Origin of the sequence: Streptomyces netropsis, assembly GCF_014203545.1 — a bacterium.
GTDB lineage: Bacteria > Actinomycetota > Actinomycetes > Streptomycetales > Streptomycetaceae > Streptomyces > Streptomyces netropsis.
Map to the genome: position 1 here is coordinate 145,332 of NZ_JACHJG010000012.1, position 13,852 is coordinate 159,183.

The window sequence follows — 13,852 nt, forward strand, 5'->3', positions numbered from 1 at the left end:
CGTGCGCGGATGCCCGCCCGGGCCGGTGTTACTTATAGGACGGGCGTGAACGTGCGCGACCCGTCCGCCGGTGAGGCACGGCCATCGTGACGATCCCGGGCCCGGCCCGGTGGGAGGTTCTGGTTATGAGACGTGCGCTGGCGTGGACTCCCGTCGCCTTGGTGGTGGCGGTCCTGGGTACCTCGGTCGCGGTCGCCGCCGTCGGCCCGACGGTGCCCGTGCGCGGCTCGGCCGGACTGTGCCTGACCGGGCCCGCCGCGGCGGCCCTGGAGGACGCGGACATCACCATGACCGCGACCGCCCCGGCGTCCATCGACCCCGCGGCCCCCACCTGCGTACGCTTCCCGATCACCCACGGCAAGGTCTCGCTCCCCCTGGAGGACGGCGGGGCGATGCTCGACGGGGGCCTGGCATTCGTCCGTGAGGACAAGAAGGTCGAACTCGACGGATTCTTCGGGCACTTGGGCAACCCTCGCACCACGGCGAAGGCATCGATCAACGGCACGAAGAAGAAACAGATCACTTTCCTGCGGTACGCGGTGGACCTGGAGCACTTCTCGGTCGGCGCCCGGAGAGTGGCCGCCAGGAACGTCCGGACCGTACTGGCCGACGACGGCTACGCCGCCTTCGACAAGGCATTCGACGGCTCCCCGCTGCGCGCCGGCGAGGATGTGTTCACAGTCGGCGCGACCACGGTCTTCGTCCTGCCCGAACCCCATGAGGTGACGTGGTGACCGACGACAAAAGGCAAGGAGAGTATCCACTCCTTGCCTGTCTCAATTTATAGCGCACCGGGGGGCTTGCGGCAAGGCCCGGGTCATGCCGCAGAATTGTCGATCAAGGCCAGACCTGCGAAAACGTCGACGCGGAGGTGCGCGGGTGCGCACCGCCGGACTGCGCGGAGCAGCTGGCCGGAATTCAACTTTGTTACATGGGGGACTTTGTGATTGACGTGATCGTGGTCGGCAGTGGGCCGACCGGCTTGATGCTGGCCGGCGAGTTGCGGCTGCACGGCGTGCACGTGGTCGTGCTGGAGAAGTTGGCGGAGCCGACCTCGGAGTCCCGCGGGCGCGGCCTGCACGTGCGCAGCGTCGAGGTGATGGACCAGCGCGGCCTGCTGGAGCGGTTCCGCGAGGTCAGCGAGCCCTTCACGGTCGGCGGTCCGTTCGCCGCCTTCCCCACGCCGTGGCCGGACCGGATGGACACCGCACACCCGTACGGCCTCGCCATGCCGCAGCCGGTCACCGAGCGCGTGCTGGGCGAGCGCGCCGTCGAACTCGGCACCGAGATACGGCGCGGCTGCGAGGTGGTCGGGCTGAGCCAGGACGAGGACGGGGTGAGCGTCGAGCTGGCGGACGGCACGCAGCTGCGCTCGCGCTACGTCGTCGGCTGCGACGGCGGCCGCAGCGCGGTGCGCAAGCTGCTCGGCGTCGGCTTCCCCGGTGAGCCCCCCACGGTCGAGACGCTGCTGGGCGACATGGAGGTGACCGAGGACCCGGCGACGGTGGCCGCCGTGGCGGCCGAGATCAGCAAGACCTACGTACGGTTCGGCGTCGTCCCCAACCCGGACGGGACGACGTACCGCGTCATCGTGCCCGCCGACGGGGTGGCCGAGGAGCGTGCCGCACCGACCCTCGAGGAGTTCAAGCAGCGGCTGCGGGAGGTCGCGGGCACCGACTTCGGCGTGCACTCGCCGCGCTGGCTGTCCCGGTTCGGCGACGCCACCCGGCAGGCCGAGCGCTACCGGGTCGGGCGGGTGCTGCTGGCCGGCGACGCGGCGCACATCCACCCGCCGGTCGGCGGGCAGGGGCTCAACCTCGGCGTGCAGGACGCGTTCAACCTCGGCTGGAAGCTGGCCGCCGAGGTGGGCGGCTGGGCGCCGGAAGGCCTGCTGGACAGCTACCACGCCGAACGGCACCCGGTGGGCGCCCGCGTCGTGCTCAACACCCGCGCGCAGAGCGTGCTGCTGAGGACCGACGCCGGTGCGATGGCGTTGAAGGAGCTGTTCTCGGAGCTGTTGGAATTCGAGGTCGTGAACCGGTACGTGACCGAGATGATCACTGCGGTCGGGGTCCGCTACGACTTCGGCGAGGGGCACGAACTGGTCGGCCGGCGGCTGCGGGACGTGCAGCTGAAGCAGGGTCGTCTCTACGAGCTGATGCGCGGCGGCCGTGGGCTGCTGCTCGACCAGACCGGCCGGCTCTCGGTGGAGGGCTGGGCGGACCGGGTCGACCACGTCGTCGACGTCAGCGAGGAACTGGACGTCCCCGCCGTGCTGCTGCGCCCGGACGGCCACGTGGTCTGGGTCGGCGACGATCAGGCGGACCTGCTCACCCGTCTGCCCAAGTGGTTCGGCGCTCCGTCAGCCGAGCGCGCCGCCTGACCGGGAAACCACCTGCCTGGCCCGGCCCCCGACCTCGATGGTGCCGTCGGGGCGGGGGAGGGTCAGGATCTGTGAGCCGCTGCCCTGACGGATGTCCAGGGCGCGGCCCTGCTCGTGGGTGAGCACCATCGCGGCCGCGCCCGTCGCCTCGTCCTCGACGACGCCGTCACCGCGGCGCGGGAAGGCGCGGGCGCGAACCCGCCCCGCGCCCTCGTCGAGCCACGCCCACGCGTAGAGCCACCCCTCACCCCCGGGCGGCGCGGGCAGCGCCTCGACCTCGGCCGGCGAGGCGAACCGCTCGGTGCGCCGGCCCGACGCCCACTCGGCGCGCCCGCGCACCCACGTGAGGTCCCCGTCCCGGCGGACGGGTACCTCACCGGCGGGCGGGCGGAGAACACCGGCGCCCAGCAGCCACGCCACACCGATGAGCGGATGTCCGGCGAACGGGAGCCGGGCGGACGGCGTCCAGATGTCGACCACCCCGCGCTCGGCGTCGTCGATGAACACGGTCTCGCTGTAACCGAGTTCGGCCGCGAGCTCCCGTCGGCTCCCGTCGCCGCGCACGGCGGCGCCGTCGCGTACGACACCGAGCGTGTTGCCGCCCCGGCCGCCGGGCCCGCCGAAGACACTGAGTACCTGGATGTCGGTCATCCCGGCATTCAACATCACCGTCCACACCCGTGCCCGGGTCCGCCCTCTTCGCCATCGGCGCGTTCCTCACCGTCCCGTCGCCACGCGCGGATCCGGCGCAACCCCCACACGGTCAGAGCGCCGAGCAGCGCCGCGAGGTAGTCGCCGAGGACGTCGTGCAGGAGGAAGTCGGGCAGTCGATGCATGCGGCCCAGGTTCCGGGCCCTCCCCGGCCCGGCGGTCGCCTGCGATCGGTTGTGGACATCCCCGGCGCGACGGCGGCCGGACTGGGATGATCCGGGACAGCCGCGAACGGCTGCGAACGGTTGAGAACGGGTCGATGGGAGAGCGAGTCGTGGGACGAGCGGGCCACTTAACGATGCCGGAACTGCCGTCCGGCGCGCGCCGTCGGCTCAAGCGCAAGCTGCACGAGCTGCATCTGAAGGCGGGAGCGCCATCGGTCGGGACGATCCTCCGGGAAATGCCCGAGCGGTACTCCCGGTCCGTCGTGCACGGTGTGTTCGCGAGCCCGGTGATCCAGCAACGGGACCAAGTCGTCGCGGTGGCCGAGGCGTTGGTGCGACGTGTCCGTGGCGGCGACGCGGCGAAGTTGCTCGACGAGGTGTACCGGCAGTGGGAGGAGGCCTGGACGGAGGAGGTCCACCTGGCCGCGGCTTCCGAGACCCCGGTCTGGACCGTGTCGTATCTGGACGAGGCCCCTCGCCCGCAGTCCCGGGGTGCCAACACCCGGCTCGCGGATCTGTTCGGTCTGAGCGGCTGGACCAAGGGCGAGTTGGCGAGACTCGTGAACCGGCAGGCGGCCGTGATGGGACATCCGCAGTTGGCGACCGACACCGCACGGGTGCGGCGCTGGATCGACATGGGGGAGTCCCCGCGCGATCCCGTGCCCAAGGTGCTGGCCGCCCTGTTCACCGAGCGCCTCGGTCGTGTCGTGACCATTGAGGACCTCGGGTTCGCCCGGCGGGGGCGTGGGGCCAGGACACAGTCCCCGGACGGACTGCCCTGGGCGCCGGAGCGGACCGCCGCGATCCTCACCGAATTCACGGGAATGGACCTCATGCTCAACCGGCGCGGTCTGGTGGGGGCGGGTGCGACGCTTTCCACGGGTTCGGCCCTCGGCGTCACCGCGGTGTACGACCCGCTTCATGCGGGCGGCCCGGCCGCCGGAACCGCCCCCGGCCAGGAAAAGCAGCGCGCGTGCGTGGTCTGCGGACATCCGGCCGCGGACGGGCTGCTGCACACCCCGGCGTCCCGCGGCGGTGTCTGTCACCCCTGCGCCCGGCGACTCGGCCACATGGCGGGCCCGTCCGCATGAGGGCCCCTGACGTCCCGTCGAGAGGATCCCATGCGACGATCTCGGCAGTAACTCACATGATTTCAGGACCATGAGAGGGAACGTGGCATGACGGACCACACACGGCGCGGTGTCCTACGAACGGCTGCCGCGACCGGCGCCCTGGCGGCGGGAGCGCTCGCCGCCGCCCCCGGCGCGAACGCGGCACCCAACGGCGGCGGACACGGCGGGCACCGGCCGCCGACCTACGTATTCGTCCACGGTGCGAACAGCTCGGCAGGCGGCTGGGCACCCTACATGCGGGAGCTCACACTGCTGGGCCACCGCACCCTCGCGGTCGACCTGCCCGGCCACGGCCCGGACGCCTACTTCCCGGTCGCCTACCAGGCGCCGCAGGACCTCGAAGCGCTCAAGACGGAACCGTCCCCGCTCGGCAAGGTGACCCTCGACGACTACACCGACCATGTGGTGGAGGTCGTCCGACGGGCGCGCCGGAACGGCCCCGTGATCCTGGTAGGGCAGAGCCAGGGCGGACTCACCGTCAACCGGGTGGGCAACGCCGTTCCCGAACTGCTCGACCGCATCGCCTACGTCGCGGCCTTCTGCCCCGTGAAGCTGCCGACCCTGCTGGACTACCTCAAGGCACCGGAGGCCAAGGACAGCCTGGCGTTCACGATCCCGGGCATCGCGGCGGCGCCCGGACTCGGCATCACCCGGGCCAACTGGCGTTCGGGCGACCCGGACTTCCTGGCGAAGCTCAAGGCGGCGACGGCCGCCGATTACCCGGACGCGGCGTTCCGGGCGCTGATCAATTCCCTCGAACCGGACGAGACGGCGGGCATCGCCATGACGGACGCCCGTGTCGACGCCGCGACCTGGGGCCGGATCCCCCGGACGTACATCCGCTTCAGCGAGGACCGGATGATCCCCCCGGCGCTCCAGGACCGGATGATCGCCGAGGCGGACGCCCTGACACCGCGCAACCGCTTCACGGTACGCACCGTGAAGGCCCCGCACGTCGGTCCCTACCGGCGCGCCCCGCTGGTGTCGGCGCTCGCGGAGCTCGCCCGCGGCATCGCCTGAGCCCGGTCCGGGGTTCCTGGCTGCCGGTCCGTCCGGCCTCGCGACGAGGGTGCCGCGAGGCCGGACGGACCGATGCCCGTGCCGACCGCGTCATCGGCTGCTTTGTGCGCTTGCAGGACCCGGCAGCCGAGTACGGAAGCCGCGATCACCAAGAACGCCGCGGCCACCGCCAGCACCCGGCGCGGGAGGCGCAGGCGCAACGCAACGGCCATGTGGGCGAGCACGGCGGGTACGAGGGCCCACAGCATCAGGCGCTCGCTCAAGTCGCCCTGTCCGCCGATGTCGCGGACACAACCCCCGGCCCCCGGCCCGTCCCCGCACGGTTCCGCGTCGTACCCGTCGGTGCCAGCGGCGACGACGGCCCACCACAAGCCGCCGAGCAGCAGCACCACCCACAGCACCGGCAACGTCATCGAGCCGTCGGCTCCCTCGCCGTTCGAGGAGTCCTCCTCGTCACCCCCACTCACGTCGGGCCGCCCCTGATGTCGTTGCATCGCCATGCCCGCCAGCGTAATCCCGGCTCCGGGATGGATAGGCTGATCCTGTCCGGACAGGATGAAGAGGGAAGCCCGAGAAGGAGGCGCTGTGAAGGACACGCAGGGAAACGGGATAGCGATCGCGCCGCATGTCTTGCTGATCGCCTTGTTGTTGGCGCTCGTCATGTTCGCGCCCGGAGTCTTCCCGGGGGAGTTGATCGGTGACGTGATCGGTCTGGAGATCGTCGTCATCAGCATGTACGCGATGTTCAGGCGCCACGGCCGCAGTTGAGGCCCTGGGGCCTCGCCCGTTCTGCCGCAGCGCCACGTCATCCGGTCGGTGACTGCTCTGAAGATGCTCAGTGGTTGCGCGTGTGTGCGGGGCGGGCCCGGCGAGGCGGCCGGGTAAGGGTGATCTGACGGGTCATCTGGTGGAAGCAGGCGAGCGCGGTGACGGGTGGCAGGGCGGCGACGCCCAGGGACGGCAGTGACATGGGGGTGTGGCTGACGCACAGGGCTACCGCGAGGCCGGAGAAGAGCAGGAGCACGCCCCAGGAGTGTGCGGCGCGGCGCTGGTGTACGGCGGCGCGCAGGATGGACAAGGCGGCTGCCAGCCAGGGGCCGTAGACCAGGGGCGGCCACCAGGGGCACAGACCGCGCGGCACGTACGGGGCAGCCAGGTTCTCCAGGAGCGGATAGGAGATCACGCCGCCGAGCATGCTGGCCGCCGCCACGATCAGCGCGGTCAGCGCGGCCAGGGTGGAACTGAGCAGCCGTGTCCACTGCGACGCCCCGGGCTGCCAGCCGCGGCGTCGGCGATGCCGGGGATGGCTGTGCACACCCCCAGCCCGTGGTGTGGCAGCCGTGCGCCCGGCCTGGCGAGGCGCTTGGCCTGGTTCTGTTTCGTGCCATACAGGGGGGTAATCGGGTGCGGGGGCGAAGGAGAAGGCCTCTGTTCCCACGGCGGCATGGCGTGGTTCCCCCGGGAGGGATCCGGCGGTTCGCACGGGCTGCTCGTTTGCCGCTCTCGGTTGGGGAACGTGCGGCTTGTGGTCATGCATGGCAGGGCGGCCCGCACCGCCGGGCGTGCTCGTCGGTGCTGTGCGCACCATATGCCGACTCTTCCGCTGTCACCGCAGCGCCTCCCAGGACTTGTGGAAATCGGCCTGGAGGCGGGCGAGCGTGGCCAGATACCCCTCCAGCAGGTCCGAGTCTGCCGGCCCGTCCGGCCGTTGCACCCCGGCGTTCACCGTGCGGTGCCTGGACCGGACGGACAACGCTGCCGCCCACCGGGCGGGAAATGAAGAGGCCCGTAGGACCCTGGTGGCGCCGGGACGGTCATGGCCGTCGGGTACGGGCTGCTGCGGTTCGGATGACATCACGCTGCCCCAACGAACGAGAGGCCGACGCAGTTGACCGACATTTGGGTGAATACTACTCAACTCAACAATTTTTGAGCACACCTTGCATTGGCCGGTCAGACCATCGCATATTGGCGTAATGCGGGAGAAGGTGCGGGCTCGTGCCTGCACACCTGCCGCTGCCTGCCCGTCCCCGCTCACCACACGGACACCCGCGCTGCACCGTTTCCTTCGGGGCGCCCCACGCCCCTGATGCGGAATCGGCCGAAGGTAGATTGGCCGATAGCCGATCTTTCAGGAGAACACCGTGTCGCCCGCTCAGCCCCGTGTCCTGTACGTCACCGACCTCGCCTACCCGGCGAAGGGGCGGCGGTACTGCGACGAGGACATCTTCCTGTCCTCGCGGCTGCGTGACGACTTCGACATCGCGCTGTGCCACCCGTTGGACGCCGCCGCGCTGATGGATTCCTTCGACGCGGTCGTGGTCCGCAACAGCGGCCCGGTGCTGCACTACCAGGACCGGTACGACGACTTCCGCGACCGCGCGGCCCGGAGCGGCACCCTCGTCCACAACGAACTGACGGGCAAGGCCGACATGGCCGGCAAGCAGTACCTGCTCGACCTGAGCGCGGCGGGACATCCGGTCATCCCCACCATCGACCGGTACCAGGACATCGACCGACTGCCGCAGGTGGACGAGTACGTGGTCAAGCCGAAACTCGGCGCGGACTCCATAGGCCTGGAGATCGTGCCCCGCGACCGGCTGGACACCTTGGAGTACGGCGGCGTGCTCGTCCAGCCGCGTATCCGCTTCCGTTACGAGGTCTCCTTCTACTTCATCGACCACGCCTTCCAGTACGCCCTCCACGCGCCCCGGCCCGAGGAACGGTGGGTGCTGGAACCGTACGAGCCCACCGCCGCCGATCTGGACTTCGCGCAGCGCTTCATCGACTGGAACACCCTCGACCACGGCATCCAGCGCGTCGACGCCTGCCGCACCCCGGACGGCGACCTGCTCCTCGTCGAGCTGGAGGACCTCAACCCCTACCTGTCGCTCGACCTCGTACCGTCGGCCACCCGCGACGCGTTCGTCGCCGAACTGAAGGCATCCCTGCACCGCCTGCTCAGCACGGCAGGGGCCGCCAAGCGGGCCGTGACGGTCGGGTAGGTCATGCTGTGACTGCGGATTTCGCCGCGACGCCCTGGTGATCCACCGCACGGCGTCGTGACCGCCGGCCCCACTACGGGCGGTGTGCCGGCAAGGGCGTGAGCTTCGGCCAACGGGCGAGCATGCGCCGGCGCATGTCCGCGCAGAGTCGGCTCAGGCCGCTCAGGTCGGCCCGGCCGGCGGTCATCCGGGCGACGACACCGAGCCGGTGGGCCAGGCGCTGCCGGGCGGTCGCGGTGCCCCACGCCCAGTCCCGGTCGGTCACCCGGGCCAGATGGTCGGTGGCTCCGCGCTGGGCCCGCTGGACGAGCGCGTCGCCCCGGAGCAGCCAGCCGGCGCACGCGTCGGTGAGATCACCGCGGGGTCCGGTGCCGCTCGCGGCGCGCCACGCCGAGTGGTAGGCGGCCTCGGCGCGGCGGAGGAGCGGTTCGGGGGCGGTGGTGGCGCACCAGCACGTCGGGAAGCCGATGCGCAGGTAGGCGAGCTCCATCAGGCCGTTGCCGAGGGAGGCCTGTTCGAAGTCGATGAACCGGATCCCGTCGGCGGTGTGCAGATCGTTGCCCGGACACGGATCGCCGTGCAGCAATGCGTACCCGGGCGCCTCGCCGAGGCGGTGCACGAGGTCGTCGAGCTGGTCGGGCGCATGGGACGGCACGGGGACCTCGAGCGTCTCGGCCAGCCGGAGGAAGGCGGCCGTGTCGTGCTGTCCCGGGCCCGACCATGCGGGGAGCGCGCCGGTGTCCCGCGGTCCGGTCGTCGCGTGCAGCCGGGCCAGGGCCGCGGCGTAGCCGACGATCCAGTCGCCGGGCGGGCGGTGATGGTCCATGTGCTCCAGGACCAGTACGCGCTCGACGGGATCGGTGCCGAGCAGCGCGGGTGCCACCGGCGGATCGGCACGGGCGGCGAACCGTAGCGCGGTCACTTCGCGGTCATGGCGCTCCGCGGCGTCCGGACCCTCGACGGCCTGCTTGACCACGGCCCGCGCCCCGCCCAACTCGACGCGCCACACATGTGAGCGTGGGCTGCTCTCCAACAGGCGAGGCCGCCGGGGGCTGCCCAGTTCGGCCCGTAGCGCTTCCCCGAACGGCAGCCGTGGCGACATGAGTTCATCCTTCCCGGCGGTGCGACAGGCTCCGGTGGCCGCCACGGCGTCACAGTAGGCTGCGGGCACGGCGGTTGGCCACGGTATTGTCGCGGGCGCCGATCACTTCCCCGGCCGGGTGCCGAGGACGTGTCTCTCACGCCGCCGTGCACGCCCGCTCGGGGCGTTCCGGGCGGTGGCCGTCCGAGCCGAACTCCACCGCCCGCACCCGCTCGCGCGAGGTCCGGTCGAGCAGCACCACCGAGACCGCCTCAGCCACCACTTCGGGAACCGCACCCCGGTCCGTCCCGACCGGTGCGGACAGCGCGAGCAGGAGCCGGTCGAGCCTCCGCCGATGGCGGGCGAAGACCCGGCCCGGAGCCCAGCGGCCCCGCGCCCGCTGCCCCGCGAGGGCCTCGGCGGCGCCGACGTCGAGCAGCACCAGATGCAGTTCGCGGCCCTGGCGCCCGGCGGACCGGGCCAGCCAGCGGCGCAACCACGGCCGACTGCCGCAGTCGTGCACCAGCAGCGGTCCTCCCGCGCGGACCGCGGCGCGCAGCCGGCGGACGTGCTCCAACCGCGCCCAGGGCCGGTACACCGCGTACGGGAGACGATCCGGCATCAGCGCCTGGCACGCGACGTGGACATCCCGGGGATCGACGGCTGCCGCGGCCTCGGACCACCGGCGCAGCAGGGTGCTCTTGCCGCTGCCGGGCAGACCGGAGACGACCACCACGGCCCCCGCGGGGTAGGACAACACGGCCGGAGCGCCCGCCTGCCCTCGGAGGTCCACCGACCCGCGTGGACGCACACTCGCTCCCCGGTCCCCGTGCGGAACGGCCCGTACGTCCACCGCGTCCGGCCTGCCTGTATCGCCCACTGCCGCCCTTTCTCCGTGCCGACGTGCCCCACGGCCTCGTACGGGCCGCCGATCGGCCCTCGAGAACCTCGCGCATCGGCCCCCACCGGGGCGCGAGCGGGGACAGTCTGGGAGACGTCGCGGGGAGCCCATTGGTTTCTGCGTCCGGGACATTTACGGATGGAGGCGCGATGCCGCCCACAAGTCGGCCGGTAGCGGTCTAGGGAGAAGCCGGTGTCAGGGCGATGCGGAGGAAGCGGGGCCGGTAGATGTCCGCGCGGTCGATGACGTCACGGGGGTTGAGACTGTTGACGTTGTACGAGACGACGAGCTCGCCGTGGGACGCGAGCTCCGGGTGTTCGTGGGCGTTGTAGGCGTAGACGTTCTGGTTGTGGTAGGTGCCGTGCGGTCCTGACTCGGGTGCCGTGTAGACCGTGCGGGGTGTGCTGAACGGGCCGCCGGGGGAGCGGGACCAGGCGAGCTGGAGTTCCGCGCTGAACGGCTGGTCCGCCCGCTGCGTGAGCAAGGCGTACCAACGGCCGTGGCGGACCACGCTCAGCTCGTCCGCGGTGCGCAGCGGCGTCCCGCCGGGACCGGTCAGCCGGGCGGAGCGGGACTCGTGGGGGGACCAGGTGCCGTGGGCGGTCCGGTACTGCCAGGGGCGGCGCAGGTCGGACCCGGCGACTCGGGCCAGGCGGAGGTGGTAGCCGCCGGAGGGGGCTTTCTCGGTGCCGTAGATGTAGGTGTGGTGCCGCTGCCGGTCCAGCCACGCCCCCCACGCCGTACGGGTCGCGGACGGCAGCGGGGTGACCGACCGCGGCCGGGCGAGCCGGCCCCGGCCGAACCTGGCCAGGACGTTTCCCCGCCAGGCCACGTCGAGCGAACCGGGCCCGGTACGGGCGTAGCGCGCGTAGACGACCGCGACGCCGTGGCCGTCGGGGACACCGGCCCGGGCCCAGTACCAGTGACCGCGGCCGGACACCAGGGACGCGACACGGCCGGAGGCGTCCCGTCCGGTGACCGTGCGGGGGCCGTCGGCCCTCCACAGCACGAAACTGTTGTGGACGAAGGGCGTCGGTCCGCCGTCTTCGGTGGTGGGAGGGCGCGAGCCGTCGGGCCGTACGGTGCCGAGGAAGGTGTCGGAGAAGATCCACAGTTGACCGGCGGGCGTCGGTACGGAGTAGGTGCTGTCCCCGCCGGTCCAGTGGTGCGGTGAGCGGGCGTGTTCGGCGTACCGGGTGAAGGCGTCGTTCAGCGCATGGATCGGGCGTACCCCGGCCACCCGGGGCGGATCCGTGGCGGGAGGCGGGGCGGGGGGCAGGAACGCGCAGGTCGCGGTGAAGGCCGCGAGCAACAGCGCGCGGGGCGCCCGCGACCTGGCCGCGGCCGCGAGCGCGTCGCGGATCGGGCTCCATGGCGACGTGGACATTGTCATGACAGCCGGACCAACGAGCCGGTGGGGCCGACGGTTGCTGCCCGCTCTCCGGCCGGTGGTGACCGGTTCGCCCGGTGCCCCCGCGGTTTCGACCCCGTCGCGGGCGGGGCAAGGGGGAGGTGAGCGGAAGGGGGAGCGTGACAGAGGGAAGCTCGCGTCATCCGAAGGAAGAGATCATCGCGCTGCGCATGAAGGAGTACGAATCACTGCGGGCCGAGGTGACCCAACGCGTCAACGCCCGGCAGCAGATCGCGGGTTTCGCCGGTGTGATCTCGGCGCTGCTGTCCACGGGCAGTGGATTCGCCCTCGGCAGCTGGAAGCTGTACCTCGCAGTGATGATCATGGGGCTCGCCGTCCTCTGGCTGCGGGACAGCAACCAGGCGATTCAGCGGATCGGGGTACACCTTCAGCACATCGAGGACGACGTCAACCAACTGTCCCAAGAGATCTACGGCCGCAGCGCCCTGAGCTGGGAGACACGCAGGCAGCGGCAGCGTGACCGGGAGAAGACGGTCTGGAAGCTGGGCGGCAGCGCGGGCGGATGGCATTTGAAGGACCCCGCCCGCCACCTGCCTCCGCCCCCGTAGCGTCTTTCCGTCATCCGGGCAACGTGCCATGGGTTCGCGTCGGGACGTCGTCACGTGCTGTCGTACCATCCCCGCCATGAGTCAGCTCCTGACGGTCGACCTGCCCGTGGCGGTGCATGCGCACAGACTCCGGACCAGCCGCGGAAGCTTCGCGGTCATCGAGGCGCCTCCGCACGGAGACGCCTCGAGGGCCACCGCCCTGCTGGTGCCCGGATTCACCGGCAGCAAGGAGGACTTCATCCCGTTGCTGGAGCCATTGGCGGCGGCGGGGCTGCGTGTGGTGGCCATGGACGGGCGCGGTCAGCACGAGACCGGGGGGCCCAGGGAGGCAGCCCCGTACGGACAGACGGAGGTGGCCCGGGACGTCATCGCCGTCACCGAAGCCCTGGGCGAAGGCCCCACACACCTGGTGGGGCACTCCTACGGGGGGCTCGTGGCGCGCGCCGCGGTCCTCGACGCGGCTGCGCGGGGGGCTGTTCCCTGGGCCTCGCTGACGGTGATGAACAGCGGCCCCGCCGCCGTGTCCGAGCAGCAGCGGGAACGACTGCGCATGCTGATCACGGCACTCGGCAGCGTGAGCATGGAAGACATCTGGGAGTTCATCGGCCGGTCGGAAGCGGACGGCGTCCCCGCGAAGGCCGCCGAGTTCATGCGCCGGCGTTGGCTCAACAACGTTCCCGACCAACTGCGTGCCGCGGGGGTGCAGATGATCGAAGAACCCGACCGGACCGAGGAGTTGGCGCGCATCGCCGTGCCCAAGATGGTCATCTCCGGATCCCCGGACGCCACCTGGGACCCCTCCCGACTGTCGGACATGGCCGAGCGCCTGTCCGCGGTGCTGCTCTCGATTCCCGGTGCCGGTCATTCGCCGAACGTTCACCGTCCCGAGGAAGTGGCGGCCGGACTGCTCGCGTTCTGGAACGGCCGGCCCTAGGAGGGGACTTCGGCGAGCGGAGCCCGGCGTCGCACCCGGAGTCGGCCGTCCTCGAATCCGGCCCTCCTTTCGGGAAAGGTTCCCTTCGAGTGACACGCCGAAATGGTGGGCCCGCCGTCGGGAATTCATGGTGGCAGCGCCCCGGTCACGACGTACGGGGGTTCGCGACACCACAGGCGCGTGGACCGACGCCAATTACAGCGGGCAGCGCGCCAACTGGTCCGGTGACGACGGCTGGTGGGAGAGCTACATCGCCGACGAGGACTCGTCGTGGGCGAACCACGGCATTTCGGGGCCGGGGATCAAGGACCACGTGAAGGTGTACTCGGGGGCGCACCAGGGCGGGCACATGACGATCTGCCTGGCCCCGGGGCAAGAGGTCGGTTACGACGGAGCGGCCAACGACAACGGCGATTCCCACACCTGGGCGATGAGCTGCTGAAACCCTTCGCCCTCCGGGCCCCGCTCGGCTGTGGAGCGGGGCCCGGAGGGGCCGGCCGCGTCGGCACACCCCCGGCAGGGGCAGGTGAAGGGCAGAGT

At 71.5% G+C, this 13,852-nt stretch carries 16 protein-coding genes and 1 pseudogene; 9 read left to right on the top strand and 8 right to left on the bottom strand.

Going from position 1 to position 13,852, the window contains the following annotated elements:
• Positions 1-125 precede the first annotated feature (125 nt).
• Positions 126-734, top strand: a complete 609-nt coding sequence (locus FHS38_RS25980) for a hypothetical protein (RefSeq protein ID WP_184737425.1) — start codon at positions 126-128, stop codon at positions 732-734.
• A 209-nt stretch (positions 735-943) separates the two neighbouring features.
• Complete coding sequence (gene rox / locus FHS38_RS25985; RefSeq protein WP_184737618.1) at positions 944-2,383, top strand: rifampin monooxygenase; 1,440 nt, start codon at positions 944-946, stop codon at positions 2,381-2,383.
• On the opposite strand, the gene FHS38_RS25990 is transcribed toward rox, so the two are convergent.
• Positions 2,363-3,034 carry a PhzF family phenazine biosynthesis protein gene (locus FHS38_RS25990; RefSeq protein ID WP_184737427.1) on the bottom strand — a complete coding sequence of 224 codons (672 nt, stop codon included), beginning with the start codon at positions 3,032-3,034 and terminating at the stop codon, positions 2,363-2,365. The two genes, rox and FHS38_RS25990, sit on opposite strands and share 21 nt — an antisense overlap.
• A gap of 14 nt (positions 3,035-3,048) precedes the next feature.
• Positions 3,049-3,219, bottom strand: coding sequence for a hypothetical protein (locus tag FHS38_RS25995; protein WP_184737429.1), 171 nt, complete (start codon positions 3,217-3,219; stop codon positions 3,049-3,051).
• 491 nt (positions 3,220-3,710) lie between these two features.
• Between FHS38_RS25995 and FHS38_RS26000 the strand changes: the two are divergent.
• Positions 3,711-4,211, top strand: a pseudogene (locus tag FHS38_RS26000) (NsdA family TPR-like regulatory protein); the annotation flags it as partial.
• 225 nt (positions 4,212-4,436) lie between these two features.
• Positions 4,437-5,411, top strand: a complete 975-nt coding sequence (locus FHS38_RS26005; RefSeq protein ID WP_184737431.1) for an alpha/beta hydrolase — start codon at positions 4,437-4,439, stop codon at positions 5,409-5,411.
• Here FHS38_RS26005 and FHS38_RS26010 read toward each other — a convergent pair.
• Positions 5,354-5,911 (bottom strand): hypothetical protein, encoded by a 558-nt coding sequence (locus FHS38_RS26010; protein WP_184737433.1) that lies wholly within the window; start codon positions 5,909-5,911, stop codon positions 5,354-5,356. The genes FHS38_RS26005 and FHS38_RS26010 overlap by 58 nt on opposite strands.
• An 85-nt stretch (positions 5,912-5,996) precedes the next feature.
• On the opposite strand from FHS38_RS26010, the gene FHS38_RS26015 reads away from it, so the two are divergent.
• Positions 5,997-6,179 carry a hypothetical protein gene (locus FHS38_RS26015; protein WP_184737435.1) on the top strand — a complete coding sequence of 61 codons (183 nt, stop codon included), beginning with the start codon at positions 5,997-5,999 and terminating at the stop codon, positions 6,177-6,179.
• A gap of 67 nt (positions 6,180-6,246) precedes the next feature.
• Here the strand turns inward: FHS38_RS26015 and FHS38_RS35655 are convergent, their stop codons facing one another.
• On the bottom strand, positions 6,247-6,726 hold the full coding sequence (locus tag FHS38_RS35655; RefSeq protein ID WP_229822857.1) for a DUF2637 domain-containing protein: 480 nt from the start codon (positions 6,724-6,726) through the stop codon (positions 6,247-6,249).
• A gap of 291 nt (positions 6,727-7,017) precedes the next feature.
• Positions 7,018-7,266 carry a hypothetical protein gene (locus FHS38_RS26025; RefSeq protein ID WP_184737439.1) on the bottom strand — a complete coding sequence of 83 codons (249 nt, stop codon included), beginning with the start codon at positions 7,264-7,266 and terminating at the stop codon, positions 7,018-7,020.
• A 289-nt stretch (positions 7,267-7,555) separates the two neighbouring features.
• Between FHS38_RS26025 and FHS38_RS26030 the strand changes: the two genes are divergently transcribed.
• Positions 7,556-8,416 (top strand): ATP-grasp domain-containing protein, encoded by an 861-nt coding sequence (locus FHS38_RS26030; protein ID WP_184737440.1) that lies wholly within the window; start codon positions 7,556-7,558, stop codon positions 8,414-8,416.
• A 73-nt stretch (positions 8,417-8,489) separates the two neighbouring features.
• On the opposite strand, the gene FHS38_RS26035 is transcribed toward FHS38_RS26030, so the two are convergent.
• The 3 genes from FHS38_RS26035 to FHS38_RS26045 all read right to left on the bottom strand — a co-directional run bounded on the left by FHS38_RS26035 (position 8,490) and on the right by FHS38_RS26045 (position 11,785).
• Positions 8,490-9,518, bottom strand: coding sequence for an aminoglycoside phosphotransferase family protein (locus FHS38_RS26035; RefSeq protein ID WP_184737442.1), 1,029 nt, complete (start codon positions 9,516-9,518; stop codon positions 8,490-8,492).
• Positions 9,519-9,654: 136 nt separating this feature from the next.
• Entirely contained in the window at positions 9,655-10,257 is a 603-nt protein-coding gene (locus tag FHS38_RS26040) for an AAA family ATPase (protein WP_229822858.1), read from the bottom strand.
• A 319-nt stretch (positions 10,258-10,576) separates the two neighbouring features.
• A complete protein-coding gene (locus FHS38_RS26045) occupies positions 10,577-11,785 on the bottom strand; it encodes a DUF5005 domain-containing protein (RefSeq protein WP_229822859.1) in 1,209 nt (402 codons plus the stop codon).
• Between the two features lie 143 nt (positions 11,786-11,928).
• Between FHS38_RS26045 and FHS38_RS26050 the strand changes: the two genes are divergently transcribed.
• From FHS38_RS26050 to FHS38_RS26060, 3 genes are all read left to right on the top strand, one after another.
• Positions 11,929-12,378 (top strand): hypothetical protein, encoded by a 450-nt coding sequence (locus tag FHS38_RS26050; RefSeq protein ID WP_184737448.1) that lies wholly within the window; start codon positions 11,929-11,931, stop codon positions 12,376-12,378.
• Between the two features lie 76 nt (positions 12,379-12,454).
• A complete protein-coding gene (locus FHS38_RS26055; RefSeq protein ID WP_184737449.1) occupies positions 12,455-13,312 on the top strand; it encodes an alpha/beta fold hydrolase in 858 nt (285 codons plus the stop codon).
• Between the two features lie 127 nt (positions 13,313-13,439).
• Positions 13,440-13,754 carry a peptidase inhibitor family I36 protein gene (locus FHS38_RS26060; RefSeq protein WP_229822860.1) on the top strand — a complete coding sequence of 105 codons (315 nt, stop codon included), beginning with the start codon at positions 13,440-13,442 and terminating at the stop codon, positions 13,752-13,754.
• Positions 13,755-13,852 lie beyond the last annotated feature (98 nt).